The organism is Protofrankia symbiont of Coriaria ruscifolia, from assembly GCF_900634745.1.
Classification (GTDB): domain Bacteria; phylum Actinomycetota; class Actinomycetes; order Frankiales; family Frankiaceae; genus Protofrankia; species Protofrankia californiensis.
This window is the reverse complement of record NZ_CAAAFR010000007.1, coordinates 24,090-50,206: the sequence shown is the minus strand read 5'-3', so window position 1 is coordinate 50,206 and position 26,117 is coordinate 24,090. Positions and strand designations below refer to the sequence as shown.

24 protein-coding genes are annotated in these 26,117 nt (G+C 67.8%); 14 read left to right on the top strand and 10 right to left on the bottom strand.

The window, feature by feature from the left end; all coding sequences use genetic code 11:
- Positions 1-29 precede the first annotated feature (29 nt).
- The 3 genes from CV1CTNOD_RS00845 to CV1CTNOD_RS00835 all read right to left on the bottom strand — a co-directional run bounded on the left by CV1CTNOD_RS00845 (position 30) and on the right by CV1CTNOD_RS00835 (position 2,448).
- Positions 30-671, bottom strand: a complete 642-nt coding sequence (locus CV1CTNOD_RS00845) for a flavin reductase family protein (RefSeq protein ID WP_131784305.1) — start codon at positions 669-671, stop codon at positions 30-32.
- Complete coding sequence (locus tag CV1CTNOD_RS00840; protein ID WP_131784304.1) at positions 668-1,285, bottom strand: NADPH-dependent FMN reductase; 618 nt, start codon at positions 1,283-1,285, stop codon at positions 668-670. The genes CV1CTNOD_RS00845 and CV1CTNOD_RS00840 overlap by 4 nt, the downstream gene beginning before the upstream one ends.
- A gap of 143 nt (positions 1,286-1,428) precedes the next feature.
- Positions 1,429-2,448 (bottom strand): ABC transporter substrate-binding protein, encoded by a 1,020-nt coding sequence (locus CV1CTNOD_RS00835; RefSeq protein ID WP_131784303.1) that lies wholly within the window; start codon positions 2,446-2,448, stop codon positions 1,429-1,431.
- Positions 2,449-3,358: 910 nt separating this feature from the next.
- On the opposite strand from CV1CTNOD_RS00835, the gene CV1CTNOD_RS00825 reads away from it, so the two are divergent.
- The 6 genes from CV1CTNOD_RS00825 (at position 3,359) to CV1CTNOD_RS00800 (ending at position 9,107) form a co-directional block, all read left to right on the top strand.
- On the top strand, positions 3,359-4,237 hold the full coding sequence (locus CV1CTNOD_RS00825; protein WP_131784320.1) for an ABC transporter permease subunit: 879 nt from the start codon (positions 3,359-3,361) through the stop codon (positions 4,235-4,237).
- Positions 4,210-5,250 carry an ABC transporter ATP-binding protein gene (locus tag CV1CTNOD_RS00820; protein WP_242606252.1) on the top strand — a complete coding sequence of 347 codons (1,041 nt, stop codon included), beginning with the start codon at positions 4,210-4,212 and terminating at the stop codon, positions 5,248-5,250. The genes CV1CTNOD_RS00825 and CV1CTNOD_RS00820 overlap by 28 nt, the downstream gene beginning before the upstream one ends.
- The gene (locus CV1CTNOD_RS00815) at positions 5,247-5,783 is read left to right on the top strand and encodes a cupin domain-containing protein (protein WP_131784301.1); all 537 of its coding nucleotides are present in this window, start codon (positions 5,247-5,249) and stop codon (positions 5,781-5,783) included. The genes CV1CTNOD_RS00820 and CV1CTNOD_RS00815 overlap by 4 nt, the downstream gene beginning before the upstream one ends.
- An 83-nt stretch (positions 5,784-5,866) precedes the next feature.
- Positions 5,867-7,039, top strand: coding sequence for an LLM class flavin-dependent oxidoreductase (locus CV1CTNOD_RS00810; protein ID WP_131784300.1), 1,173 nt, complete (start codon positions 5,867-5,869; stop codon positions 7,037-7,039).
- A gap of 581 nt (positions 7,040-7,620) precedes the next feature.
- Positions 7,621-8,181 (top strand): winged helix-turn-helix domain-containing protein, encoded by a 561-nt coding sequence (locus CV1CTNOD_RS26060; protein ID WP_131784299.1) that lies wholly within the window; start codon positions 7,621-7,623, stop codon positions 8,179-8,181.
- Positions 8,182-8,651: 470 nt separating this feature from the next.
- Positions 8,652-9,107 carry a MarR family transcriptional regulator gene (locus CV1CTNOD_RS00800; RefSeq protein ID WP_242606251.1) on the top strand — a complete coding sequence of 152 codons (456 nt, stop codon included), beginning with the start codon at positions 8,652-8,654 and terminating at the stop codon, positions 9,105-9,107.
- Between the two features lie 59 nt (positions 9,108-9,166).
- Here the strand turns inward: CV1CTNOD_RS00800 and CV1CTNOD_RS00795 are convergent, their stop codons facing one another.
- Positions 9,167-10,180 (bottom strand): Gfo/Idh/MocA family oxidoreductase, encoded by a 1,014-nt coding sequence (locus tag CV1CTNOD_RS00795; protein ID WP_131784298.1) that lies wholly within the window; start codon positions 10,178-10,180, stop codon positions 9,167-9,169.
- 158 nt (positions 10,181-10,338) lie between these two features.
- On the opposite strand from CV1CTNOD_RS00795, the gene thpR reads away from it, so the two are divergent.
- The gene (gene thpR, locus CV1CTNOD_RS00790; protein ID WP_131784297.1) at positions 10,339-10,950 is read left to right on the top strand and encodes an RNA 2',3'-cyclic phosphodiesterase; all 612 of its coding nucleotides are present in this window, start codon (positions 10,339-10,341) and stop codon (positions 10,948-10,950) included.
- A gap of 30 nt (positions 10,951-10,980) precedes the next feature.
- Here thpR and CV1CTNOD_RS00785 read toward each other — a convergent pair whose 3' ends face one another.
- Complete coding sequence (locus CV1CTNOD_RS00785) at positions 10,981-12,000, bottom strand: aldo/keto reductase (protein ID WP_131784296.1); 1,020 nt, start codon at positions 11,998-12,000, stop codon at positions 10,981-10,983.
- 394 nt (positions 12,001-12,394) lie between these two features.
- On the opposite strand from CV1CTNOD_RS00785, the gene CV1CTNOD_RS00780 reads away from it, so the two are divergent.
- Positions 12,395-13,762: a citrate synthase gene (locus CV1CTNOD_RS00780; protein ID WP_131784295.1), complete on the top strand. Its 1,368-nt coding sequence runs from the start codon at positions 12,395-12,397 to the stop codon at positions 13,760-13,762.
- Positions 13,763-13,891: 129 nt separating this feature from the next.
- Here CV1CTNOD_RS00780 and serC read toward each other — a convergent pair whose 3' ends face one another.
- Positions 13,892-15,010: a phosphoserine transaminase gene (serC, locus tag CV1CTNOD_RS00775; RefSeq protein WP_207386081.1), complete on the bottom strand. Its 1,119-nt coding sequence runs from the start codon at positions 15,008-15,010 to the stop codon at positions 13,892-13,894.
- Entirely contained in the window at positions 15,003-16,097 is a 1,095-nt protein-coding gene (locus CV1CTNOD_RS00770; RefSeq protein WP_131769244.1) for a citrate synthase 2, read from the bottom strand. The genes serC and CV1CTNOD_RS00770 overlap by 8 nt, the downstream gene beginning before the upstream one ends.
- A gap of 374 nt (positions 16,098-16,471) precedes the next feature.
- Here CV1CTNOD_RS00770 and pdxH point away from each other — a divergent pair, with 374 nt between their 5' ends.
- The 3 genes from pdxH (at position 16,472) to CV1CTNOD_RS00755 (ending at position 19,193) form a co-directional block, all read left to right on the top strand.
- On the top strand, positions 16,472-17,239 hold the full coding sequence (gene pdxH, locus CV1CTNOD_RS00765) for a pyridoxamine 5'-phosphate oxidase (RefSeq protein ID WP_131784293.1): 768 nt from the start codon (positions 16,472-16,474) through the stop codon (positions 17,237-17,239).
- A 386-nt stretch (positions 17,240-17,625) separates the two neighbouring features.
- Positions 17,626-18,255 carry a hypothetical protein gene (locus CV1CTNOD_RS00760; protein WP_131784292.1) on the top strand — a complete coding sequence of 210 codons (630 nt, stop codon included), beginning with the start codon at positions 17,626-17,628 and terminating at the stop codon, positions 18,253-18,255.
- A 149-nt stretch (positions 18,256-18,404) separates the two neighbouring features.
- Entirely contained in the window at positions 18,405-19,193 is a 789-nt protein-coding gene (locus CV1CTNOD_RS00755; RefSeq protein WP_242606249.1) for a L,D-transpeptidase, read from the top strand.
- Positions 19,194-19,350: 157 nt separating this feature from the next.
- On the opposite strand, the gene CV1CTNOD_RS00750 is transcribed toward CV1CTNOD_RS00755, so the two are convergent.
- Positions 19,351-20,034: a UdgX family uracil-DNA binding protein gene (locus CV1CTNOD_RS00750; RefSeq protein ID WP_131784290.1), complete on the bottom strand. Its 684-nt coding sequence runs from the start codon at positions 20,032-20,034 to the stop codon at positions 19,351-19,353.
- Positions 20,035-20,247: 213 nt separating this feature from the next.
- On the opposite strand from CV1CTNOD_RS00750, the gene CV1CTNOD_RS00745 reads away from it, so the two are divergent.
- Together CV1CTNOD_RS00745 and CV1CTNOD_RS00740 are read left to right on the top strand one after the other, a co-directional pair.
- A complete protein-coding gene (locus CV1CTNOD_RS00745) occupies positions 20,248-21,009 on the top strand; it encodes a hypothetical protein (protein ID WP_131784289.1) in 762 nt (253 codons plus the stop codon).
- Between the two features lie 275 nt (positions 21,010-21,284).
- On the top strand, positions 21,285-22,208 hold the full coding sequence (locus CV1CTNOD_RS00740; RefSeq protein WP_278043843.1) for a mechanosensitive ion channel family protein: 924 nt from the start codon (positions 21,285-21,287) through the stop codon (positions 22,206-22,208).
- Between the two features lie 268 nt (positions 22,209-22,476).
- On the opposite strand, the gene CV1CTNOD_RS25190 is transcribed toward CV1CTNOD_RS00740, so the two are convergent.
- Positions 22,477-22,785 (bottom strand): hypothetical protein, encoded by a 309-nt coding sequence (locus CV1CTNOD_RS25190; RefSeq protein WP_207386079.1) that lies wholly within the window; start codon positions 22,783-22,785, stop codon positions 22,477-22,479.
- Between the two features lie 533 nt (positions 22,786-23,318).
- Here CV1CTNOD_RS25190 and CV1CTNOD_RS00730 point away from each other — a divergent pair.
- On the top strand, positions 23,319-24,401 hold the full coding sequence (locus CV1CTNOD_RS00730) for an alpha/beta hydrolase family esterase (protein WP_242606248.1): 1,083 nt from the start codon (positions 23,319-23,321) through the stop codon (positions 24,399-24,401).
- Positions 24,402-24,420: 19 nt separating this feature from the next.
- On the opposite strand, the gene CV1CTNOD_RS00725 is transcribed toward CV1CTNOD_RS00730, so the two are convergent.
- The gene (locus CV1CTNOD_RS00725) at positions 24,421-25,626 is read right to left on the bottom strand and encodes a hypothetical protein (RefSeq protein WP_131784286.1); all 1,206 of its coding nucleotides are present in this window, start codon (positions 25,624-25,626) and stop codon (positions 24,421-24,423) included.
- Positions 25,627-26,117: the final 491 nt, after the last annotated feature.

Sequence of the window (26,117 nt, the reverse complement as noted above, 5' to 3'; positions counted from 1 at the left end):
TGAAACCATGTTCGGGCGGAATTCTGCGCTCATTCTGTATCACTTTCGGTGAAGGTCCCGTAGCGGCCGTCGTGATAAATCAGCGGCGTCACGTCATCACCGGTGTGCGCCTGCAGGACCCGGGCTACCAGCAGACGGTGGTCACCAGTGGCAACGCGGTGCTCAAGCCGTGCCCGAACCCAGGCCTCCGCATCGACCAGCAACGGTTCACCGGTCGGCAGCCGCGTCCAGCGGGTCGGCGGAGCGAACCGGTCGACCCCCTTGGTGGCGAAGCGGTGAGCCGTGTCGCGCTGGCGGTCGGAGAGCAGATGTACGACCACCGTGTCCGCGACGAGCAACGCCGGCCAGCTTGAGGACGTCGACGCCACGGACAGCGAGATCAGCGGCGGTTCAAGCGACAGCGAGGCTACCGACGTCGCGGTGAAACCAACCGGGCCGGATACTCCTTCCAGGGTCACCACCGTCACTCCTGCCGCGTGCCGGCGGAAGACCTGGCGGTAGACATCCGGGTCGACTCCGCGCTCAGCAGCATCGTCGGTGCCGGCAGGAGCAGCGCCGACAAGCCGGACCACCAGGGCATCAGCAATGCCGTGACCATCCGATGATCCTGGAACCTGGGCCTCCGGCGCACGACGAGCGGTGGCGGACGCGGGCCGGGCCGGGCGACTCAACGCGCACGCTCCGATCCGGTGGCCGACACCAAAGCAGCCGGCGCCGCAGTGGCCGATGCCCGTGCTGCCAGCGCCGCGACGGCCGCCTGGACCAGCCTGTTGTTCGCCGCGGACCAGCCGGCGACCTGTTCGTCGAGATCCGGCAACTGGGCTTCGAGGATCGAGAACGCTGGGACGGCAACGGTCGCGCCGAGTTCACCCAGCAGTGGACGCAGATGAAGCTCGGCAACACCCAGGTGCGCCGGCGCACCTGACACGATCACCGGTACGGCGACCACACCGGCCAGCCCACCCGATGGGAGCTGATCGAGGAACGCCTTGAGCAGACCTGTGTAGCTGGCCTTGTACACCGGCGTCGCCACGACGAGCACGCCTGCCTCGCGTACGGACTCCAACGCGGTGGCGACAGCTGCATCGGCGTCGGCGAACAGGTCCCGTGCCAGCAGGGCGAGGTCGATGTCAACGGGATCCGTGGGCGCCCCCGCATCGAACACGGGATCAGCGACCAGGCCGTCCCGGATCCGGCCGGCAACCGCGCGGGCGACCGCAAGCGTCCGCGAAGCTGGGCGGGGGTTTCCACTCAGGACGATGATGCGCGGGAAGGGCTGCGGCATAACCAGCCTCCGACTGGGCTCTGAGTGAGCAAGGGGCCTGGGCCTCCGGCAGCGCGAAAAACATGATCGCTGCTCCTTCGGCCGGTAGTGGACGCGGATGGTTGACGGGATTCAGCCTCTTCCAGTCTGTTCCACAGCTGCAGTCAACCGCTCAGCGATCGGACCAGGAACGAGGCCACATCGAGCTTCTTGTCGAGAACGCCGGCCTCGGTGTAGACGTCCGAAGTGCTCTGCAGGTCCTTGACGACCGTGTCGTCGATCGGGACAACGGCTACGTTCCGGCGGCCGACCACCGTCGCCGCCACCGGCTCGGGCAGCTTCGTCAGGGAGGCGAACAACTTGGTGAATGCCTCCTTGTTGGTGTTCGACCACTCGTATGCCTTGCCCTGACGGATCAGGAAGTCGGCGATGGCCGCGCGCTTCGCCGGATCCCCGAAAGCCTGCTCCGAACCGACGGTGAACCCGAGCCCGGCGCTGATCCCGGCACCGTCCCGGATGACACGAGCGCCCTTCGCCTCCGACAGCGCGATGTAGGGATCCCAGGTGGCCCAGGCGGCGATCTGGTTGGAATCGAAGGCAGCACCCGCCGCCTGCGGCGACAGGAACGAGATCTGCACGTCGTTCGGGGTGAGCCCGGCCTCCTTGAGCGCGCCGAGCAGCAGGAAGTGTCCGACGCTGCCCTTCGTGGTCGCTGAGACGGTCTTGCCCTTCAGCTCCGCCACACTCTGGACGGGCGAGTCCTTGTGGACCAGGAGTGCGACACTCTTCACGGAGTTACGAGTCGCACCGACAATCTTCAGCGGTGCACCGGAACCGATCGAGGCGAGGACGGGAGCGTCGCCGGCACTGCCGATGTCGGCGGCGTTCGCCCGCAGCGCCTGCAGCAGTGGGGCGGCGGCGGAGAAGTCCGACCATTCGACCTTGTACGGAGCGCCCTTGAGCACGCCGGACGCCTCGACCACTGCCTTGAGCTGGCCGACCTGGTCTGCAACCCGAAGGGTCACGCCGGACAGGTCCGGCGTGGCACCCGCCGCCGGCGATTTCGCGTCGTTCGCGTCGGAGGAATCGGATCCCCCGCCACAGGCAACGGCCAACGACAGGGCCGCGAGCGCGACGATGCCAGCGATCAGGCGAGGTCTTGGACGGGTGAACAGGCGTGGCATCAGGCAACTCCGATACGCGGACTTCTTCCGTCCGCGAATGTGGATGTGATTGTGGAGGGAGACGGGTCAGGTGGCCGCCCGCCGATGGAAACCGGCTGAGCGACAAACAGAAACCGGCCGGGCAACAAAAACGTCTGACAACCCAGCGAAAATTCTGATTACAGAAATTTACACTACCGTGAGAAAGCAGCCATGCACCGAACGGATTCGCAACGACGGCGCCAGCAAGGCCATCATCGACAGCGACTGCTCCAGGCCCGACCGTAATCCACGCAACGACGTCGCGTCAGAACGGTCTCAGCAGGCACAAAACAGCACTCTGCGTATTTTTCGCTTGTTCAGTCAAGGAGTGGAAAAGTGATATGCGTCACATAAGTTGGTCCATTGACGCAGGTAGGAGCGTCATGCTTCCGTTGATTTCATGTTTAAGCCGGCGCTTCTGGTTACTCGGGGTCACATCGACCTTCTTCGGGTGAAGTCTGCCGCCTGTCCGGCCCCCTGGCCCAGGACATGACCCCACCCAGCAGGTGATCCAAGAGCGCCGCAGCACGCCTGCTCCAAGAATTTCCGATCACGTAAAGTGATCTGTTTTCCGGATGCGCGGCAAACATGCCATATCTGCCAGCAGATCCTCCGCGACACATGCCGTCCTTACGGCTGACTGCTAGTCACTTTGTGGGCCGGTGGCGCAGGTGAACAGCAATCCAGCCACCTCCAGCTACGTGCGGCCACCTGACCCCGCGACGCCGGCGGCCACTACCACTGACCCTGTAATGCCTGCGGCGGCGCGCTGACCGCGTCACCGTCGGCCTTATGTACGGCGGACCTCCGGCAGTGCCAGAAATGCATCCAAAGCGGAGAATTTGTGACGATACAGACACTTACTGCCGGGGGCGACACGACGACGCGCGTGCCCGACCTGGCTGCCGACACCGACGGACAGAGCACGCAGACGGCGACGAGCGTCACGCCCGCCCGCAGCGCCCCCACGCTGATAACGGTCATTCCGTCGACCGCCAGGCGGCGCGGCGTGCCACGCTGGATCCGGCGACCGGTGGGCCCGCTGCTCCTGCTGCTGCTGTGGCAGATCGCGAGCTGGAGCGGCAGCGCGTCCACCGAACTGCTCGCCTCACCATGGACCGTCGTCACCACCTTCGCAGACCTCGTCAGCAGCGGCGAGCTGCCGAAGGCGATCGCGGTATCGCTGCGTCGCGCCGGCAGCGGCGTGCTGCTCGGCGGGTCCGTCGGTATCTTCCTGGCGCTGATCGCGGGGCTGTTCCGGCTTGGCGAGGACCTCATCGACGCGTCGGTACAGATGATCCGGACCGTGCCGTTCGTGGGTCTCATCCCACTGTTCATCATCTGGTTCGGTATCGGCGAGACACCGAAGATCGCCCTGGTCGCCTTCGGTGTCGCCTTCCCGCTCTACATCAACACCTACGCCGGTATCCGCAACGTCGACTCCGACCTCGTCGAAGCCGCCCGCACGGTCGGGCTGACCCGCCTGGGGCTGATCCGGCACGTCATCCTGCCGGGCGCGCTGCCGAACGTTCTGGTCGGTGTCCGCTTCTCCCTGGCCATCTCGTGGCTCGCGCTCATCTTCGCCGAGCAGATCAACGCCAACCGGGGCCTGGGGCAACTCATGAACGACGCCCAGGAGTTCCAGCGAACCGACATCATCGTCGTCTGCCTGGTCGTCTACGCCTTCCTCGGACTCACCGTCGACGCCATCGTCCGACTTCTCGAAAGGGTGCTGCTGTCGTGGCGACCAGCATTCAGCGGAGCGTGACCACCCTGCTGGGCCCGGATGTGCCCGGAGCATCCCCGGCGCACCCGCCGGTCGACACGGCGGATGAGCAACCGGACCATGCCGGCACGCCGGGAACCTCCGAAGGGGACAGGACGCCCGCGAACGCGCCGGCGGCCGCCACCGTCACGGCCCCGGAGGGCACCCCGCTTGCCGTCGGGGTCCGCAACCTGCGCCGCGCGTTCGGTGCCAACATCGTCATCAACGACCTTGATCTGGACGTACCGGTCGGCCAGTTCGTCGCGCTGCTCGGCGCGAGTGGCTGTGGGAAGAGCACGCTGCTGCGCATCCTCGCCGACCTCGACACCGAGATCAGCGGGCAGGTGCGGGTGGCGTCACGGCGGGCCGTGGCCTTCCAGGCGCCGCGCCTGCTGCCCTGGAAACGCGTCTGGCGCAACGTCGTCCTCGGTCTTCCCGGCCGACCCGACAAGGCCAGGGCGGTCGCGGCGCTGGAGGAGGTGGGCCTTGCCCGCCGGGCCGACGCCTGGCCCAGGACACTGTCCGGCGGTGAGGCGCAGCGGGCGTCACTTGCCCGGGCCCTTGTCCGCGACCCCGAGCTCATGCTGCTCGACGAACCGTTCGGAGCCCTCGACGCGCTCACCCGGATCAGAGTGCAGGGGCTGGTCGAGCAGCTGTGGCAACGCCACAACCCGGCGATCCTCCTGGTCACCCACGACGTCGAGGAAGCTCTGCTGCTCGCCGACCGCGTCCTGGTCATGAAGGACGGGGTGATCGCCCACAGTGCGGACATCACCCTTGCCAGGCCCCGCAACGTCAGCGATCCGCAGTTCGTCGCGTTGCGCGCCGAACTGCTCGGCTGGCTCGGGGTCGGGCATGCCCCGTCCGGGGCGGCTGGGCCCGAAGCTGCTGGCGGTCAACCTGCACAAGACGTCGATCATCCTGTACAGGGTGTCGAGCGTACGGCACAGACCGTCGAGCCCGACCCGGCAGCGGATACCCGGGAACCACCGCCCAGACGGAAGATCCTTTCATGACCTCCTCCCAGCTACCCGCATACGGCTCCCAGGTACCCGCATACGGCGACGTCGATCCGTTCCACCGCCGCCTGCACCGGATCGCCCAGCCCGACCTCGATCCCGACACCGCGCAGACCACGGGGATGCGCCGGTTCTCCGCCGTCAGCGGCAAGACCGTCGGATCGTCCAAGCTGTGGATGGGGCAGGTGCACGTCGCCCCGTACACAGCGTCCGGGAACCACCACCACGGCGAGTCCGAAACCGCCATCTACGTGGTCAGCGGCCATCCGGAGTTCATCTTCCTCGACCAGAACGTCGAAGGAGTGAAAGAGCCCGGCCCCGGTCGTGAGATCCGCGTGCGGACCTCCCCCGGTGACTTCATCTTTGTGCCGCCGTGGGTCCCGCACCGCGAGGAAAACCCCGACCCGAGCATCGAGGCCATCGTCGTGATCTCCCGGAGCACCCAGGAGGGAATCGTGATCAACCTCGAAGGCCTGGAGTGGGCCGGGCCGGTCCTGACCAGCGGCTCGGATGTCGAGGGCTGTTCCTGACCGCTCGTCCTGACAGCTCACTAATCCCGCGCGGCTGCGATCCATCCCCAACCCTGCGCACCATGCTCACGAGGAGTATTGCCATGCCTGTCGAGTTCATCGGACTGATCGCCACCAGCGAAGGGTCGGAAACGCACACGCGCTCCGGAGCGGTCATCGACCCCGGCTATGTCCGCCGGTTCGCGCGCATCCACGAGGATGCCGACTTCGACCGGGTATTGATCGGCTACAGTTCCGCCTCACCCGACAACATCCAGGTCGCGGCCTATGCCGCGGCCAGCACCGAGCGCCTGGGGTACCTGATCGCGCACCGGCCGGGGGTGGTCTTCCCGACGGTCGCGGCCCGCTATTTCGCCACCCTCGACCACTTCTCCGCCGGCCGGATCGCCATCCACATCATCACCGGCGGCAGCGACGCCGAACAGCGGCGTGACGGCGACTACCTGACCAAGGACGAACGCTACGACCGCACCGACGAGTACCTCGACATCGTCCGCAAGGCGTGGACGTCCACCGAACCGTTCAGCCACGAGGGGCGGTACTACAAGCTGCAGGACCACCTGGCCACTGTGCGTCCGATCCAGCAGCCGCACATCCCCCTGTACTTCGGCGGGTCCTCGCAGGCGGCCTACCGGGTCGGCGGCAAGCAGGCGGACGTGTTCGCTCTGTGGGGCGAGCCGCTGGCCGAGACCGCCGAGCAGATCGCGGCGGTGAACCAGGCCGCCGAGCAGGCCGGTCGGCCCAAGCCGGGGATCAGCGTGTCGTTCCGGCCGATCCTCGGCCCGACCGAGGACCTTGCCTGGGAACGGGCACACAGGATCCTCGCGGACACGCGCGCGAATCTGACCGCGCCCAACAGCATCTTCAGCCAGTTCCGCAGGGCGTTCAGCCCCGACGCCACACCGGCGAACATCGGGTCGCAGCGGCTGCTGGCCGCGGCTGCCGCCGGTGAGCTGCACGATCGGGCCCTGTGGACACCGCTGGCCGCTGCCACCGGCGCCGCGGGCAACTCGACGGCTCTGGTCGGGACCCCGGAGACGGTCGCGCAGGCGTTGCTCGACTATGTCGACATCGGCGTGACAACGCTGCTGATCCGCGGTTACGACCCCTACGACGACGCCATCGACTACGGCCGCTACCTCATCCCGCTGGTCCGCGAGGAGGTCGCCCGGCGGGAGCGGGGGGAGGCCGCGAAGCGCACCGCGATCTCGCCGGTACCCGCGGCGCTGGCGGCCAACGGCGCGAGCGTGAACTGAACATGAAACAAGTATGAACCGAGTGTAAAATAAGCGGGAAGGCGGGCGTGGCGCCGATCAGGCGGCCCACGCCCGTATCCGGCGATCCCGGGGGGATCGCCGGATACGACGAGCGGCACAACAACCACATCCGTCGCCCCGCGATGGGAAACCCCGGCACCGGGGCAGCGAAACGTGACCTCCACGAAGCTTTGCAGCTCTGTTATCCTTTGGGTGTGAATTATCACGTGGAGCCGAGACCACGCACTGCGGGTCCGCTACACGCCGCGCTCCTTCTCGAGGCTTTCTGGCCTCCCCGTCGTGAACACGACTTCGACCAGCACTGTCCGGGTTCCGTCGCACGGTAGAGACAAAACCAACGTGCACCAACCCGCCTCCACCAAAATTCTTCCGGTCACGGATACCGTCCGCCAGAATTCACGTGGTCCAGCTGGCCGAAAACGGCACAACATATCTTCTCGCGCCCGCGGTTCCTGCCGGATCCGGGGTTCCTCCCGGATCTACTTCGCCGATCCGGGAGGTCCGGGAGCCGGTCCGACAGGTCCGGGAGGCGTCCAGGAAGCTCGAAGGAGCCCATTCACATGACCGCGCCACAACCGAGTTCCTCCCGGCAGCCGTCCCAACTTGAGCAGGCCCGTCTTACGGTCACGCAGAGAGGCCGTCTGGACACCCTGACAGCCGTCCCCGCAACGGTCGCCAACCCCATCCGGCAGCAGTCGGACCGCGACGTGGTGCTACTCGGGCGCAGTGCTTCGTGGCAGCCGCCGACCGTCCACCCCCCGATCGCCTCGCCGATCACCCCACCAGCCATTCCACCGCAACGCCCCGAACACGGTGTGTGGATCGACCGTCCCACCTGGAGCGCGTTCGTCGACGGACAGCTGCTCGACCTGACCTACCTCGAATTCGAACTGCTCGACTTCCTCATACGCCACCCGGCACTGGTGCACTCCCGCACGGCGCTCCTGCGCTCGGTCTGGGGCTACAACCTCGACGACGACCCCCGGGCGGCCGGTCGGACCGTGGACGTTCACATCACCCGGCTGCGGCGCAAGCTGGGACCCGACCATCGGGACCGCATCGAGACCATCCGCCGGGTCGGCTATCGCTATCGTCCCGTTCCGACCAGTCGCCAGGCCTGACCGACACCTCAGCTCTACGAGCATCTCAGCTCTACGACGAGCCGTCGCCGGTGTAACGGGACATGTCCGGATGCCGGTTGTCGGTGAGCACGGGTCGATGTCCTCGACGCGCCAGTCCCGCAGGATCATGCCTCGGGCCCTCGCCGCTCGCCTCCACCGCGGCAAGGGCCCGAGAGGCACGTCCCCATGGTCGGCACAACAGGCTGAGCGAGGGACAGCCGACGAAAACAGGTGCGGGAGCGCGACGGGTACAACGAGCTCCCGCACCAAAGGCTCCTCATAGTGACCCGAGGCCACGATACTCAAGGTCACTATGACCACACAGGAGGAATCATGATGGAGAACCTGCGACGCGGCGTCGGCCGTGGGTTCGGCGTGCTGGTCCTGGCCGGTCCCGGCACCGGGAGCATGGGCCGCCCCGCCAGTCGGCGACCTGCGAATACCACTGGGAACACGTAGTTTTCTTGGTAATGAGCGAGGCTAAGAAGTACCTTGACCCGATGGACGGCGTGACCGAGGCCCAGCTCGCATCGGTTCTTCGCCTGTCCGTGATGCGCCTGTCGCGGCGTATGCGCCAGGAGCGGTCGAACACTCTGACGCCCACCCAGATCGCAACCCTCGCCACCCTGAAACGGCACGGTTCGATGACCCTTGGTGAGCTTGCCGCACACGAACGGGTACAGCCGCCGTCGATGACGCGGGTGATCGCCCACCTCGCCGAAGCAGGTCTGGTTGCCCGCAGCGCGCATCCCTCCGACGGCCGGCAGGTCATCGCGGGGATCACCGAAGCAGGCATCGACCTGCTGGAAGCCGATCGCCGGCGCCGCGACGAGTGGCTCGCCGAGCGGTTGGCGTCGCTGAGCCCGGACGAGATGGCCGCGCTCGAGCGGGCTGCGCCCATCCTGGACACACTTGCCGGTTCGTGAAAGCGGGGCCGTCCGAGTCGTCAACGGGACACCGTCCATACCGGAACACCGGATAGGCCCTACAACTCCACCCAGCGACCGCTTTCCTCGGACGCGTCGGCGGCCGCCAGCAGCCGGGCGATGGTGAGAAGGTCGTGGAAGGTCGCGCCACGGACCAGGGCGGGGTCGTTGAGCTCGGTGACTCGGACGACGTCGTAGGTCGCCTCGATCAGACCGGGTCGCATGCCCGGGACCTCCCGCATCAGCAGGTCGCGCGTGCCGTCCGCGTCCTGACGCAGGACGCGGCGACCCTGCACGACCATCCGTCCCCCGGTACCGCAGATGGTGATCGTGGTCGTCTCCAGACGGCCGTCGGGCCGCTCGTTGACCAGCGCCGTGGCACCGCTGGCCGACAGCAACGCAAGGGTGACAGGTGCGTCGGCTGTGAGCCTGGCCGCGGGCATGGCGTCGGGATTGGCGCAGACGGCGAGCACCTCCCCGCACCAGCGGACGACCAGATCGATGATCTCGGCTCGACCGGACTGTCCCGCCGGAGCCGCGAGCATGGTCACCTGGGTAATCCGGCCGAGCGACGCCATTGACGCCTGCACGTGCCAGGCCGCCGGCCAGGCCCGGCCATCCATGGCGACGACATGCGCGAGGTCGGACTCCTCCGCCAGGTCGGCGACAGCCCGCAATGCGTCCGGGTCAGCGGTCATCGGACGGGACAGCAGCACGTGCAGGCCGGCTTCGACGGACCTTCGGGCGATCACGTCGGATCCGGGTGGCGCCATCTCGATGCACACGGCCTCGATCTCGTCGGACAGCATCGCGACCAGATCCGCATAGGCGCGCGGCGCTTCGGCTTCCGCCGCCCAGGCCAGCGATTCCAGCGGTTCGGGCGCGAGCAGGCCGACCACGTCCACGCCCGCGTCCCGCAGGACCGGTGCGGTCGTGCGATCGCTGCCATCCGTCACCAAAGCCATCGCGCCGGGCAGGTCAGGCAGAAGCCGTCGGGTGTCGCGGCGGCGCTCCCGCCATTCGCGTGCGCCTGCCGGGTCACGTGGGGCCACCAACTCGGGAACCGTTGTCACATACCGATAGTGCCCTCCGCCGCGGGGGCCCGGAGCATTATCCGTAACTACTCCGTCTCAAACTCCCGAGGCGAACAGGTCGAGATCTTTTTGTCCGACTTATTATCATCATTCCCTTCAATGGTGGAGTGGGGATCGATAATCAGAGGTCGCTTATCATGCAGAATCTGCAGGACATGGCTCGGATGTTCGTGGCGTTGCTCCCGCCGAAGGATGTCGTCGAGCCGCTTGTCGGTGCTGTCCAGCGGCTGCGGGCCGACCAACCACGGCTGGCGGTGGCCGTGCGGTGGGCTCCGCCGGAAAGCTGGCACATCACGCTCGCCTTCCTCGGTGAGGTGCCCGCGACCGTCCGGCCCGAACTCGCCCAGCAGCTGGCGCAGGTGGCCTCCGAGTATCCGCCGGTACCCGTGGTTATCGCCGGTGGGGGACGGTTCGGGACTCGAGTGTTGTTCGCGGCGGTCGACGAGCCACCGCTGGCGCCGCTGGCCCGCGCGGTGGCACGGGCAGCCCGGAACGCCGGGGTGATCGGCCTCGACTCCCGGGTGTGGAGGGGACACCTCACGCTCGCGACCCGCAGGTCGTCCCGCCCAAAGGGCCGTCACACCGGTTCACCGCCGCAGACAGGTGAGCCCGATCTGGCACCGTTGGTCGACGGCCTCGCCGGGATCACCGCCCGGCCGTGGACGGCGACCGGGTTCACCCTCATGCGCAGCGGCCCTGTTGCGGGCCCCCCGTACGAGACGACGGCCACCTGGCCGCTGGAAGGCTAGCGGATGTTGGAAGGCCGACAAGAATCGCGATCATGCTTCTTTCGCGGTGCCGGTGGGTCCGGCGGGCCCGGGAACGATCTCGTCCAGCGCGGCCAGTTCCTTCTCACCGAGAACGATCTCCAGCGCCCGCAGCGACCCGGTGAGCTGCTCGACGGTCCGCGGGCCGATGGTCGCCGCGGTCAGCGCCGGCTGGGCCAACGCCCAGGCGAATGCCACGTCCGCGGGCCGTTCACCGATCGACTCGCAGAGTGCCGCGAACGCCTCGAACCGCGGGCGGTATTTCTCCAGCCGCTGCTCCAGCCGTTGCCGCCACGGTTCGTGCACGGACGGCGATGTTGCCGCGGACCGGCCCACGCGCCGCTCACCCGGCGCGCCGTCGAGCAGAGCGTCCATCAGTGGGCTCCGCCCGATCACGCCCACGCCGTAGGACTCGCAGACCGGTAGCACCTCCGACTCGACCGCACGTTCCAGCACGCTGTAGTCGCACTGTTCGCTGACAAGGCCGAGCGAACGCCGCCGCATCGCGGCCTCGTTGCCCGCGGCGATCTCCCAGCCGGCCAGGCCGGACGAGCCGACATAAACGATCTTTCCCTGGGCAACCAGCACGTCCATGGCCTGCCAGATCTCCTCCCACGGGGCGTCACGGGCCACATGGCGTATCTGGAGAAGATCGATGTGATCGGTACGCAGCCGGCGCAGCGACTCGTCGCAACACCGCCGGATCTCGGGCCCGGACAGCTTCCCCTCGCCCGGACCCGGACCCGGGGACCCGTGGACCCCGGTCGCCAGAACAATCCGATCCCGGCGCCCGCGGCTCCTCGATAGCCAACCGCCGACAACGTGCTCGGCGGCGCCCGCGTCGGCGTTCTCGGTGGCGCCGGCGGGCCGTCCATGGGTATTCGAGGTGTCAAAGAAGTTGATGCCGGCGTCCAGCGCCCGGTCCATGACTGCGCTGGAGACGTCCTCGGTCACCAGCGGGCCGAAATTCATCACGCCCAGGCACAGCCGGGACACCCGCACTCCGGTGCGGCCAAGATGCGCATGGATCACAGAACAATCTCCCGTCATTGGCAACCGGTGTACCCGCACGGCCCATGGCCCACTATGCCCACCGCGAGCTACACCCACCGCAGGCGGTGTCCCCGCAGAAGACGTCCCCCGCAAGGGACGTCCACGCAACCGGCGTCCACTCGGGCATCACCGAATCCCCGACGAACAGTGCCCGGAGATAAAGACGCGGAGCGTCGTCACCGAACCGTACATAAAGGGTTTTGTAGGACATTCCGGGCGGAAGGCAGCGATCACGGGCGTGTGGTGGCCACAACCGCGAGACTTGGGGACAACCGTTGCCTACCGCCGAACTGGCCCAAGCGGTCCACACCCCGACGCCACGGCCCCGGCATGAACCACACCGACGTGATCGCTACAGCGAGAGGAGACCGGCGTGACCGAGCAGGTCAGTACTCTGACCATCACCGACAACCGCACCGGCCGGACCTATGAGATCCCGGTCGAGAACGGCGCGATCCGCGCCAACGCCCTGCGGTCGATAAAGGTCGACGAGGGCGACTTCGGCCTGATGACCTACGATCCGGCTTTCACGAACACGGCGAGCTGCCGTAGCGCGATCACCTTTATCGACGGCGATGCCGGCATCCTGCGCTACCGCGGCTTTCCGATCACGGAACTGGCGGACAAGAGCAGCTTCCTGGAAGTCGCCTACCTGCTGCTCGCCGGGGAATTGCCCACGACCTCGGAGCTGGCGGTGTGGAAGAGCGAAATCACACATCACACTCTCGTCCACGAGTCGATCAAGAAGTTCATCGACGGGTTCCACCACGACGCACACCCGATGGGCATGCTGCTGTCGAGCGTCGGCGCGCTGTCGACCTTCTACCCGGACGCCAAGGAGATATCCGATCCCGGACTGCGGCGGCTGCAGATCGTCCGCCTGATCGCGAAGATCACGACTTTGGCGGCCTTCTCCTACCGGCACTCGATCGGGCTGCCGTACGTCTACCCGGACAACGACCTGTCCTATGCCGGCAACTTCCTGAACATGATGCGGAAGGCCACCGAGCTCAAGTACGAGCCGGATCCGAACCTCGAGCACGCCCTCGACGTCCTGTTCATTCTGCACGCCGACCATGAGCAGAACTGCTCGACGAACGCGATGCGCGCAGTCGGAAGCTCCCAGGCCGACCCCTTCTCGGCAGCCGCCGCGGCGATCTCCGCACTGTACGGCCCGCTGCACGGCGGTGCCAACGAGCAGGTACTGCGGATGCTCACCGACATCGGGTCGGTGGAGAACATTCCCGCCTTCATCGAAAAGGTCAAAGAAGGCAAGAAGAAGCTGATGGGCTTCGGGCACCGGGTGTACAAGAACTACGACCCACGCGCCCGCGTGATCCGTCAGGTGGCCGACGAGGTGTTCAAGGTCACCGGGACGAATCCGCTGCTCGATCTGGCCCTGGAACTGGAGCGGATCGCCCTCGAGGACGAATACTTCATCAAGCGGAAGCTCTACCCGAACATCGACTTCTACACCGGCATCATCTACCAGGCGATGGGTTTCCCGGTGGAGATGTTCCCGGTGCTGTTCGCGGTCGGGCGGATGCCGGGCTGGCTCGCCCAGTGGGAGGAGGGCCTGCTCGACCCGGAACAGAAGATCGCCCGACCGCGCCAGCTCTACGTCGGCCACGACGAGCGTGCGTACACGCTGAGCGAAGACCGCTCGCCCGACCTCGTCGGCGGCTCCGACTCGATCGCGGCGCTGGCCGCCCAGGCCGCTCCGACACGCCCACGCCGGTAGAACCGGTAGAAATCGTCAACACCCCGGTCCCGGCGGGAGGTGAAGTGCCGTCCTGGAGTGTTCCGCGGAGCACTCCAGGACCAACGCCGAAAACGCGGGCCCTCCGGAGGAAAAGGCGGGCTGCGTGGGCTACAGGCGTTCGACCACGTAGTCGACGGCGCCGGTGAGCGCCTCGACGTCGGACGGCTCGACCGCCGGGAAGCAGGCCACCCGCAACTGGTTACGGCCGAGCTTGCGGTACGGCTCCACGTCCACGATGCCGTTCGCGCGCAGAGCGCTTGCGACCACGGCCGCGTCCACACCCTCGAAGTCGATCGTGACGACGACCTGGGAGCGCTGTGCCGGGTCGGCGACGAACGGCGTCGCGTAGATCGCCTTCTCCGCCCAGGTGTAGAGGATCGACGAGGACTCGGCCGTGCGGCGCACGCACCAGTCCAGGCCGCCGCGGGCGAGCATCCACTCGACCTGGTCGGCGAACAGGAACAACGTGGCGACCGCGGGGGTGTTGTACGTCTGGTCCTTGGAGCTGTTGTCCCGGGCGGTGGTGAGGTCCAGGAACGGCGGGATCCACCGATCGGACGCGGCGATCTGGGCCAGCCTCTCCAGCGCCGCGGGGGACAGCAGCGCCACCCACAGGCCGCCGTCGGAGGCGAAGTTCTTCTGCGGCGCAAAGTAATAGGCGTCGACCTGCGACAGGTCGACAGGCAGACCACCCGCGCCCGACGTCGCGTCGACCAGGTGCAGCGCGCCCGCGTCCGCCCCGACCGGACGGCGAACCGGCTTCGCCACACCCGTGGACGTCTCGTTGTGCGGCGTCGCGTACACGTCGACACCCGGCTCGGGTGCCCATTCGGGGTGGCTGCCCGGTGCCGAGGAGACGACCGACGGCTCGGCCAGGAACGGCGCGCCCCTTGTCGTGTCGGCGAACTTGCCGCCGAACTCCCCGAACACCAGGTGCTGGGAGCGTTCGCGGACGAGGTTGAAGGCGGCCGCGTCCCAGAAGGCCGTGGCCCCACCGATGCCGAGCACCACCTCGTAGCCGTCGGGCAGCGAGAACAGTTCGGCCAGTCCCGCGCGGATGCGCCCGACCAGAGCGCGCACCGGCTTCTGCCGGTGCGACGTCCCGAGCAGCGACGTGCCGGTGGCGGCAAGCTGGGCCACCGCTTCGGGGCGGACCTTGGACGGTCCGCAGCCGAAACGTCCGTCGACCGGACGCAGATGTCCGGGGATGACGATCTGGTCAGACATGGACATCTCCGAGCGGCCGGGGGGCCGGGCCGACGTAGCGGGCGGACGGGCGGATGAGGCGTCCGGTGCGCTTCTGTTCCAGGATGTGGGCGCTCCATCCAGCAGTACGTGCGCAGGTGAACATGGACGTGAACATGTGTGGCGGTACCCCGGCATAGTCCAGCACAACCGCGGACCAGAACTCGACATTCGTCCGCAGCGGCCGGTCGGGGTACCGGTTCGTGAGTTCTTCGATGGCAGCCGCCTCCAGCGCCTCGGCCGCCTCGTAACGGTTCGAGCCGAGATCACGCGCCGTACGACGGAGCACCCGGGCGCGGGGATCCTCCGCGCGGTACACACGGTGGCCGAAGCCCATCAGCCGTTCCTTGCGATCCAGCGCACGGCGGACATATCCGGCCGGGTCGCCGGTGGCCTCCACCTCGTCCAGCATCGCAAGCACCCGGGACGGAGCGCCACCGTGCAGCGGACCGGACAGCGCCCCCACCGCGGAGGACAGGGCGGCTGCCGCGTCCGCGCCGGTGGAGGCCACCACCCGGGCGGTGAACGTGGATGCGTTCATGCCGTGTTCAGCAGCGGACACCCAGTAGGCGTCCACCGCCTGGACATGCTTGGGGTCCGGTTCACCCCGCCATCGGATCATGAAACGCTCGGTGATCGTGCGGGCCCGGTCGACCTCCTTCTGCGGGACGGCGGGCTGACCGAGGCCGCGGGCCGCCTGCGCGACGAAGGACAGCGCCACCACCGACGCCCGGGCAAGGTCGTCGCGCGCCTGGGCGTCGGAGATGTCGATGAGCTGGCCGAACCCCCAGTAGGGAGCCAGCATCGCCAGCGCGCTCTGCACGTCCACCCGGATGTCGCCGGAGTGCACCGGCAGCGGGAACGGTTCCGCCGGCGGCAGACCGGGCTCGAACGAGGAGTCGACGAGCAACCCCCACACGTGGCCGTAATCAACCTTGCCGACGAGATCCTCGATGTCGACGCCGCGATATCGTAGCGCGCTGCCTTCTCTGTCCGGCTCGGCGATCTCGGTCTCGAAAGCGATCACGCCCTCGAGGCCGGGCTTGAAGTCACTTGTCTTCTCAGCCATCGAAGTCCGGGGCTCCGCTTCCTGTCTCCTACGGCCGGTCGCGTTGGCAGCGCTGCGGGGTCCCGACAGGCCAAACGCCAGCCGATAACTGATGTGAGCTGGTTGTATCATCGTGCGCAATTGCCTGCCTGCATCCTGCCCTGTCATCGGAAGCGGTGCCATAGCCCGGCAGGACGCCACCTGCCGCCCCTACGGCGAGCGCGGTCGAACTTACCCAGCAGACCGGGCTTCGCCAGCCAGGACGGCCCCTCCCGGCGTGGCGCCGGTCACTCGCAGTCATCAAGATCACTCGTGTTCCGGCGTTCCGAGGATTCGCGGTCTAATGATCAATAGTCTAGGAGCCTGCGCTTGGATGGCCGTAGGAAGGTGACACGATCGGTCGTGTGTCCGCCTACCCGAACCACGCTCGGCTGCCGGTTCCCGATCCCGCAAGCCAACGGCGTCACTACAGCGCAGGCGGGTTGGACGAGTCCGACCTCGCCACCACCTGGATGGCCCAGTTCGCGCGCTGGTTCGCGGAGGCGTCCGCAGTAGCCGCCGAGCCGGGGTCTGCGCTGCCCGAGCCGAACGCGATGGTGTTCGCGACCGCGGACGCCCAAGGCCGGCCCAGCGCCCGGACCGTCCTGCTCAAAGGGTTCGACGAACGCGGCTTCACGCTTTTCACCAACCTCGGTTCCCGAAAGGGACGGGAGGCCGCCGCGAACCCTTATGGTTCGCTGGTTTTCCCCTGGTACGCCCTGGAGCGACAGATCATCGCCATCGGCAGGCTCGAAGGTGTGTCGCCCGTCGAGACCGCGGCGTATTTCCATTCCCGGCCGCGCGGCTCGCAGCTCGGGGCGTGGGTGAGCCGGCAGTCCGAGGTGATCGACTCCCGGGACCGTCTGGAACGGCGCCGGGCCGAACTGGACGCCTACTGGCCCGAACCGAAGCAGATCCCGGTGCCCGCGTTCTGGGGCGGGATAAGGCTCGTCCCGGAAACGGTCGAGTTCTGGCAGGGACGTCCCGACCGGCTTCACGACCGGCTCCGCTACCGCTGGACCAGTAATGACGAAGACAGTTGTACCGGCGAAGACAGTTGTACCGGCGAACATCGCCACCTGCACGCGGGCGGGCGCTGGGTCATCGAGCGCCTGTCACCGTGAGACACTATGCAGCGGGAAATTCTTTAGGGAAGTCCTTGAGGTAGACCGCCAAGAGCCGCTTCACGGCCAGGACGAATCGATAATCCGGACGGCCGAACGAATCGAATAGTCTACAGAAACACAATTTCCGGACACCTATTTACTTCTTTGATCACAACTCGTGACCCTGCGCGCGAGTACCCGAGATCCGTTGGTAGCATCCCTCGCACACGCTGCTGTGACAGCGGCCACAGGCCCGCTTCCGGCACGCCGAAGGCCTTGAGGGGGCAAACACAATGCGTTTAGGCAGGACGCGGCTGACTCTAGCCTGCGCAATCGGGTCAATGATGATCGGGCTAACCGCCCCGGCTGCATGGGCGACAAACGGCGGGGTAGAACCCCTCCAGGTGACGGACCAGCTGAAAGGGCAGGTGACGGACTCGGTCCAGCAGTCCGTGCCGGAGCAGCCGGACACCCCCACCAATCTTTCGCCGAACCTTCCCACCAACCTTCCACCGAACCTCCCCGCCAATCTTCCGCCGAACCTTCCCACCAACCTTCCGCCGGACGTCTCGCAGCTGTCGCCGGACGTGCTCCACAACCTACTCACTCTCGTCCCGGGTCTACCGGTCGACCTCACCGGCCTCATCGATCTGAGCAAGGTGGGCGACCTGGTGGCTCAGCCACTGTCGATCCTTCACACCTGTGGCCCGAAGGGCCCGCAGTGGAAGCTGAAGAACATCTCCGACAAGACCTACGGGTTCGGCTGGTTCGATACCAAGCGGAAGGGTGACACCGGCCAGATTCCGCCCGGTGGAGTCATCACCCTCGTCTCCTCCGCCGTGGACGCGATCCTGGCCACCCCGTTCGACCTGGTGACGGGTAATCTGCTCAAGGCGATTCCCGCCATCGGCGTGGCCGAGTGCCCCGGCACGCCTACACCCGCCACCGAGGCCACGGACACAGGCACCGCCACCGTACCGGTCTCCACACCGGCGGACGCTGTCGTCACGGACAAGGTCTACTACACAGGATGATGATTCTGGGTTCGATCGTGTGCCGTCGCCCCGCACCAGGGGCGGCGGCATACGCCGTATCGTCCACCGGTATGCCTGCTGGTGCCGCGCCTTCCGGCAGCACACCCGTATCCACGTCCGTGTCGGCCTCCTTGTCCAAGGCCACCTCCTTGTCCAAGGCCATACCGTCCATCCGACGCGCGAAGATTCCGTTACTCGTCCTCGCCGGGTTGATTGCCTTCACCGGATGTGGTGGGGGCACAGGGTCGGCGGCTCCCGCGCCGAAGGCGCCCGAGAGCACGTCCATCCCGGAACCGGTCCACAGCGAACTCGCTGCCGCGACATCGGTCAACCCGGACGGGATGTCCACCATCGTGACCGCGCTGGGCCCCAAGGTGGACATCTACAAATCGCCGATCGCCACAACCCCGTCCTCCCATCTGGGCAACCCGAACGAAGCCGGCGCCCCGCGGGTTTTCCTGGTGGTGACGAAACTGCCCGACTGGTGGCAGGTGCTGCTGCCGGTCCAGCCCGCCGGCAGCACCGGCTGGGTGAAGGCGGCCCAGGTGAAGGCCAGCCAGACCGGCTACCGTCTGGTAGTCGCCCGCAAGGATCACCGGTTGCGGGTCTATGACAAGCAGGCGGTCGTCCTCGACGAGCCGATCGCCGTCGGAACGGGCGACACCCCGACCCCCGGCGGCAAGTTCTACCTGACCGAACTGCTGCAGCCCCGTAATCCGGCCGGGGCGTACGGGCCCTATGCGTTCGGGCTCAGCGGCTTCTCGACCACCCTCGAATCGTTCGAGGGACGAGCGCCGGTGATCGGTATTCACGGCACCAACCAGCCCAACCTGCTCGGTCAGGATGTCAGCCACGGCTGCATCCGGGTGAGCAACGATGCCATAACCCGACTCGCGCGCCTGCTGCCGCTGGGCACGCCGGTGGAGATCGTCGTCTGACCCGCTGGGCCCGCCTCGGGTGGGCGCCCGTCAGTACCGCGGACGCCTGCCCGGGGAGGCGGACCGTGCCGGCGGTCCGTGATCCGGCAGACCCGAGATCACGGATTGCTTCCCGCCGGCCGGTACCGGACGTGCATCAGCCAATCAGCCCAACGTTTCAGGTCGACATGCCGGCAAGGGTGCGTTCGGCAAGCTGGAGATCGCGGACAAACCCCGCGTAGACCTCGTCCCGCGTGACCGGGTCGACCCGCAGCACCGCGCTCGGATGCAGCGTGGCGATCAGCTGGGCTTCCGACCCGGGCGGCCCGGGCAGTAACCGACCGCGCATCTTCGTCACCCGGAATGACGGTCCGAGCAGCGCCTGCCCCGCGGTCGCGCCGAGCAGGACGACGACCAGCGGCCTGATCCGGTTCAGCTCGGCCGCCAGCCATGGCCGGCAGGCAGTGATCTGCCGGGCGTCCGGTGTCTGGTGGATACGCCGTGGACCGTCACTCCTGCGGTACCTGAAGTGCTTGACCGCGTTCGTGACATACGCTTCAGCCCGGTCGATTCCGGCGTCCGCAAGCGCCCGGTCGAGCAGCTTGCCGGCGGGCCCGACGAATGGCCGACCACGCTGGTCCTCGATGTCACCCGGCTGTTCTCCGACGAGGACCAGGCGCGCATGCGGATTTCCCTCCCCGAAGACAGTCCGGGTGTCGGGCAGGTCCGCCAGGTCACAGCCCCGGCAGGATGCGGCTGCCGCGGCCAGCCCGGCGAGGTCGGCACCTGGCGGGACGAAAGGCGCCGCACCGCTGCCGCTACGGGTGCCGGTGCCGGTGCCGGCGGGAGAAGAGTCGGTCATCACGGTCGGATCCTCACATCCGCCTGGTCAGGCACGATTCATCGGATGGCACGCCCCGGCCACCCGGGCCGCTCACGGGTGGTGCACTGCCCAGCCAGTAGCACGGGACGGCACCGGTTAGCTGTGACAGTAATATTACTCCATGCAATCGGTGCATACTGGACTAATCGGGAACCCACCTAACGCTCCACCACAACCAGGGGGTAGAAGGTCATGGAGACGTCCCGGCCAGCGCGTCACTATCGCGTCCAGATGCTCGGCCTTACCCTTGCGGGCCTTCTGCTGGCGCTTGCCGCCAGCGCCTGTGGAGGGTCGCGGAAGCCTGCCGGTAGCACGGATCCGGAGCAGTCGGCGGCCCCGGTCGCGTCAGCAGCCGCCCGTACGAATCTGCATGCGGGAAACTACGTGCTGACCCAGGGTCCGGAAACCGCCGGCTTCAACGCGAACACGTCCCTGGACAACCGCGGGGCCCTGTCCGTCGCCGCGATGACCAGCTTCGCCTCGTGCATGGGGAGGCCGGGGACCGATCCGAGGATCGAGCCGCTGGACTCGGCCAAGGGGCCATACTTCTCCACGAGCGACAACCTGGTCTTCATGGGTTCGGTGGCGGCAGTCTATCCGGCCGACGTGATAACGCAGGCAGTCCGGATCACCGCCGAGCCGTCCTTCCCCTCCTGCGTCGGCAGCCTGCTCAAGCGCGGGTACACCGAAGCCGCCGACCTGCCCGACGGCAGCACGTTCACGGTCCTGTCGACGTCGGTACGCAAGCCCCCGGCCGGCGTCACCGCGCTGATCAGGGTGAAGGTGTCGATGACCCTCGACGGGCCGGCGGTGCCGATGACGTTCGACCTGATGTTCGTGTTCTCCGGCCAGGTCCAGAGCTCCTTCGTGGTCGGCCGGGTGTTCGACGAGCCCGACCAGGCTGTCGTGAACCGGGTCGCCAGGCAGATCGTCCGGAAGGTCGCCAACCAGTAGCCAGTAGGCCAACCAGTAGCCAGTAGAAGGTCGCCAATCAGTAACGGCCTGAGACCTGGGCCTGCCGGACCTGAACCGCCCCTGGCCCGCCGGCTGTCCGTCCGAGCCCGAGCGTCCTATTTGTCCCGGGCATCCATGGACGGACTACACGAAAGCTACTTTCAGCGATCGTGTGGCAACATGACGTGATCGCTGTGTATGAGGTGTTCTGTTAGTGGCCACCCCTGCGGGGACTTACGGCATGTTCCAGAAGTCGTCGTTCGACCACCGATCCGGTGCGGAACCCCGGGCGCGAAAAACATGATCGCGCCACCTTCGGCCCTCTAGACGGAGGAGGACTATTGGTACCGCAGGCTGCCGGATGGGATCAGGGTGTCCCGGACGCGTGGGCATCCGTCATCCAGAGCGTGCCGAAGATCGGGGCGTTCGCGTTCATCATGATTGCCGGTGGCCTGGCGGCCCGCGGCCTGGTCAGTGCCGTCAACCGTCTCCTGGTCCGAGCCGGTGCCGACAACCTGCTCGACCGGGGCGGGCTCACCCGCGTGCTCCGTCGTCCCGCACCCGACCTGCGCATCGGCCTCATGCGGATCACGTTCGCCATCGCGCTGCTGGTGCTCCTCCAGCTGGCACTCGGCGTGTTCGGCATCAACCCGGTGAGCAGCCTCGTCCACGACCTCGTCCTCCTGCTGGCGCAGGCCGTACTCGCGTGCGTCGTCCTTGCGGTCGGCGCAACCCTGGCGTCCGCCGCGCGTGCATGTGTCGGGAACGCCCTCAGCGGCCTGCCCTACGCCGGGACGGCGGCGACCGTCAGCGCCGCCATCATCATGATCGGTTTTGGCAAGGCCGCCCTGGACGAGATCGGCCTTGCCACATCCGTGACAACACCGATGCTCTACGCTCTGCTCGCGACCGTTACCGGAGTGACGATCGTGGGGGTGGGCGGCGGACTTATCCGTCCCATGCAACGACGTTGGGAGGAGATCCTGCAACGCGGGGGACAGGAGCTGACCACCGCCCGGTCAACGTGGCGCGGCAACCGGGCACGCTCCGCAGCCGAGGAGCCGGTGGTGGTCTCCGTGAGCGACCTAGTCTCGGCGAGCCGCACCAGTGGGCGGCCGGATACTGCGTCGGGTCCGCTCCCCCCGCACCAGGAGACGGACGAACCAGAGGGTCACACCGGACCCGCCCGACAACCATGACATGCCGCAACGTCTCAGCCGTGGGATGTCATGGCGTCCCAGCTGTGTATGGGACCGGATGGCATCACCGATCGCGGCACCGACAGTCACAGCGAGGGCGACACCTGTCCGGATCAGCCACAACGTACCCGGGCCCGTTCCACGAACTGACGCACGCGACGGGTGTGGGTAAGGCACTCTGGTACAACAGAGAGTCGCAACCAACGACGGCCACAGGGCCACTTGCGTAGAACGCGGGAAGTGGGGAGACATCTCGGTGGACACGCCATCAGACCTGGAGCGCTCCCGGCTGCTCCTCGTCTGGCTGCAGGCCCGTCGCGCCGTCGACCGCTGCCTGTCGGACCTTCTCGCAGCCGGACCAGCCGGCGAACGCCGCGTCCGCGAGCAGCTCGAACTGGTCGACAACCTGGAGAGCCGCGCGCAGGAGGCGTTTGTGCAGTACCGTGCCGCGGTCATGCAACCGCTGCCGGACCTTCAGAACCCGAACCTTGAGGGCATAGCGGGCATAGCGGACTGGACCGTTCCCCCGGATCCGGCGCAACGCCCGCGCCTGGGCGTGGTGCGAACAGGTCAGCACGGCGCGGGTCCCGCTCCGGGGCGGGGGTCGGCTCCGGGGCGGAACACGATCACGGACACGGTCCCGAACGCCACCGCCGGTCTCGGTCCAGCGCCCGGTTCCGGCGCAGACCCGGGTTCCCCGGCATCCGGATCAACCACCGGAGCACAACCTGCCGGGGATCCGCCCCACCCGGAGCTCCCCACAGGCACCTCGTCTCCCGCGGGGCCTCCTGTGGGCCGGCCTTCACCCACGGCCCCCTCGCCATCCACTTTCCCGAGCAGCTCCCTACCGTCCGCCTCCTTACCATCCGCGAGAGTCATTCCTCTCGCCGGTCGAGACGGCGAAACGGATATCACGCGCAGACCTCGCACCATACGAGGAAGTCAACGCCGGCACCGATGACGGGCTTCTGTCGCTAACAGGACAAAATCCGTGTGGTGCCGTCTTCCCGTGTGGCGCCTGCGGCGCCGTCCTCGCGCCGCCGGAGCCTGCTGGCCCGCTCCGTCGCGTTCACGTCCCTCCTGGCCTTATGCGCTGCAGGATGCGGGAGGGTGTACGAGTCCCATGTCCTGCCGACCACCTCGCCGACCACTGTCACGATCGCCCTGCCTACCGCGACAACCGGGCCGGACGCCTACGAACGATCAGGACGCACAACGCAGTTACGCCTGACCCTGCCAGCCGCCACGACCCCGCGGCCTTTTCCGCTCGTCGTCGCGCTGCACAGCCTGCGCAACACCAGCACGGAACCGCAGTCGCAGTGGGGCTTCGATGCGCTTGCGGTCAGGGCGGGGTTTGCCGTGGCCTACCCCGATGGTCTGAACGCCTCGTGGGACGCCGGCACCTGCTGCGGACAGTCCGCGGCCGAACACGTCGATGACGTCGGATGGCTACGGGCGCTCATCTCGCATCTGGAGCAGCACTACCCGATCGACCGACAGCGGGTGATCCTCACCGGTTTCTCCAACGGCGGGATGATCGCCTATCGCTATGCCTGCGAGCATGCCGCCGAGATCGCCGGGATTGCGGTGGTCGCGGCCAGCCTGCAGGTGGCCGACTGCGCACCGGCGAAACCGGTGACCGTGGTGGCCATCCACGGCCAGCTCGACGAACGCGTTCCCTATACCGGCGACGCCTGGTCCGAGGCTCTTGGAACGCCCCTGCAGTCGGTGCGGCGAAGCCTGTCGCCTTTCCGAGCCAGCGCCGGCTGCCCTGAACCGTCACCACCGCAGGACACTGTGATGACCAACAGTGATGGTGTTGCGATCGGGGACACCGCAGGCAGCCTGCCGGTTGGCCTCGACGGAGCCGAAGTCACGGATACGACCGGCCCCGGTGTGGATCAGGACACTTCTCGGGACGCCCCGCAGACCGCAGGTCCCACCAGCCGCACACGACGGACTCCGGCCGGCCGTGCGACTGGGACCCCTTCCACGTCGACCAGCAGCGACAAGGACACGGCGATCAAACGGGAGACGGCGTGTTCGTCCGGCGAGCGGATCGTGGAGTTCCTGCTTCCCGGCGTCGCCCACGGCTGGCCACCCGTCACCGGTCCGAAACGGTTCGACACCGCCGAGGTGATCTGGCGGCTGCTCGCGCCGATGCGCTCATCCACGCCCGGACCCGACCTGTAGCGACCCGGGAACCGCGGGATCATGCGGGGCTGAAGGACGCGCGCAAGCTCCCGATCAGCGCGGTCGCGGTGTCCGCCGACTCCGCCAACGACCGGGAGATCAGGACATAGACCACGTCCCCGGCCGGTAGCGTCCGCATCACATAGGTCACCCGCTGCCCTTCGCGCAGGTACGAGCCGACCCACTCCTGGACCTGCGCGCCGCTGGAGTCCGTCATCACCCGGGAGCCGTCCTTGGTCAGTCCTGGCTGACTGGCGAATTCCGAATTCTGGACGATGTTGAGCGCAGCCGCCTGGTCCGACGCGGCAACCCGGGCGACGCCGACCATCTGCAGGCCGCCGGACGTCGCGCTCCCCACCGGCTGCTCGACAAAGAAGAGCGCCGTGTTGTCCCGGCGTTGTTTCCAACCCGGCGGATGGGAGAACTTCGCCTTCTGCTGTGCGTCGGCGACAGCGACCCAGTCGGCTGGAACAGTCGCCGGGGCTGCTGTTGCGGCCGGCGGCCGGCCCGCGGACGCCCCGGGCCCGGCGGAGGCGCCGGCCGTACTGCCAGCCACGGTGGACGGCCGGGCTGTGGCGCCGGCTTTGTCACCACTCCCACTCGAACCGATCTTCTGCCACACGAACCCGGCCCCACCTCCGAGGGCAAAGGCGACACCGAGAATCACCACCGCGTAAAGCAGTCGACGCAGCAGCGGAGTGACTCCGGCGGCATCACGCGGACGGTTCTGGCGCGTTCCGGTGCCCTCCGCGGACCGGTCCGTCGACCGGGGGCTGCTTCGCTCGTCCCGGCGCCTGCCGTGATCGGAGTGGACCGCGCTGACCTGCTCGCCGGTGCTCTGGTCGGCAGCCGACGAGCTCGCCCTGTGGCCAGATCGCTGCGATCCAGCTCGACGGGCCGCGGGTGCCGACATGTCGGCACCCGCCTGCCTGGTCCTGGGCGGGGGAACACCGTCCGGGCGCTCGGCACGGTCGCCACCCTGCCTCAGTCGCAGGTCCGCGAGGGCCATCATGTCGTCCGTTGCCGGCCCGTCGACCGGCAACGGATCCCGTGGCAGCCCGGACAGCGGTGGCGCAGGTGGCCGCCGCCCGGTCGTCCCGCCCTGACCGCCCGCCCGGGACGGCGGGAAACCACCTACGGTCGTGGGGGGCGCGGCCGCCGCTGCCGCAGCGTCCCGCGCGGCGCCTGCCTCCCCACCACCGGGATAACCCGCTTCGAAGTCCACCGGCGGCTGGTATGCACCAGGGCCGGAAGGAGCCGCCGGATAGCCGGCGCCATCCGGCGGGTAGGGCGCACCGGGTTGATAATGGCCCCCCTGCCGGAGGTTGGACGCAGCGGGCTGATGGCCACCAAAACCGCCCGGCCGTGCCTGCGGGCGGGGTACGGGCGGGCGGTAAGGCTCCTCCCGGTAAGGCTCCTCGGCGCGCAAACCCGGATCGACCGGTGGCAGCCCAGCCTGCCTGGCCCCTGACGCGAGACGGGTCTGCTCACTGTAGAAGTCGGGGGTGGAAACGCCGGCCGGCGAAGCGTACCCGCCGGATGCAGGCTCACCGCGGTAACCCGCCCCGGCCCCGTAACCGGGGCCCAACTCGTCCCGGCCGTATCCGGCCTGTGGCGGTGCGCCCTGTGTCTGATGAGAACCAGGTGCCCGCGGGTCCGGGTACGAACCGGGTCCTGGACCCGGACCCGGACCCGGCGGGGGATACCCGTTGGACG

Excerpts from the sequence above, each read along its gene's own strand:
- CV1CTNOD_RS00840 (WP_131784304.1), bottom strand. The coding sequence starts at position 1,285 with ATGCCGCAGCCCTTCCCGCGCATCATCGTCCTGAGTGGAAACCCCCGC.
- CV1CTNOD_RS00835 (WP_131784303.1), bottom strand. The coding sequence starts at position 2,448 with ATGCCACGCCTGTTCACCCGTCCAAGACCTCGCCTGATCGCTGGCATC.
- CV1CTNOD_RS00815 (WP_131784301.1), top strand. The coding sequence starts at position 5,247 with ATGACCTCCTCCCAGCTACCCGCATACGGCTCCCAGGTACCCGCATAC.
- CV1CTNOD_RS00810 (WP_131784300.1), top strand. The coding sequence starts at position 5,867 with ATGCCTGTCGAGTTCATCGGACTGATCGCCACCAGCGAAGGGTCGGAA.
- CV1CTNOD_RS26060 (WP_131784299.1), top strand. The coding sequence starts at position 7,621 with ATGACCGCGCCACAACCGAGTTCCTCCCGGCAGCCGTCCCAACTTGAG.
- CV1CTNOD_RS00800 (WP_242606251.1), top strand. The coding sequence starts at position 8,652 with ATGAGCGAGGCTAAGAAGTACCTTGACCCGATGGACGGCGTGACCGAG.
- thpR (WP_131784297.1), top strand. The coding sequence starts at position 10,339 with ATGCAGAATCTGCAGGACATGGCTCGGATGTTCGTGGCGTTGCTCCCG.
- serC (WP_207386081.1), bottom strand. The coding sequence starts at position 15,010 with ATGTCTGACCAGATCGTCATCCCCGGACATCTGCGTCCGGTCGACGGA.
- CV1CTNOD_RS00770 (WP_131769244.1), bottom strand. The coding sequence starts at position 16,097 with ATGGCTGAGAAGACAAGTGACTTCAAGCCCGGCCTCGAGGGCGTGATC.
- CV1CTNOD_RS00750 (WP_131784290.1), bottom strand. The coding sequence starts at position 20,034 with ATGACCGACTCTTCTCCCGCCGGCACCGGCACCGGCACCCGTAGCGGC.
- CV1CTNOD_RS00745 (WP_131784289.1), top strand. The coding sequence starts at position 20,248 with ATGGAGACGTCCCGGCCAGCGCGTCACTATCGCGTCCAGATGCTCGGC.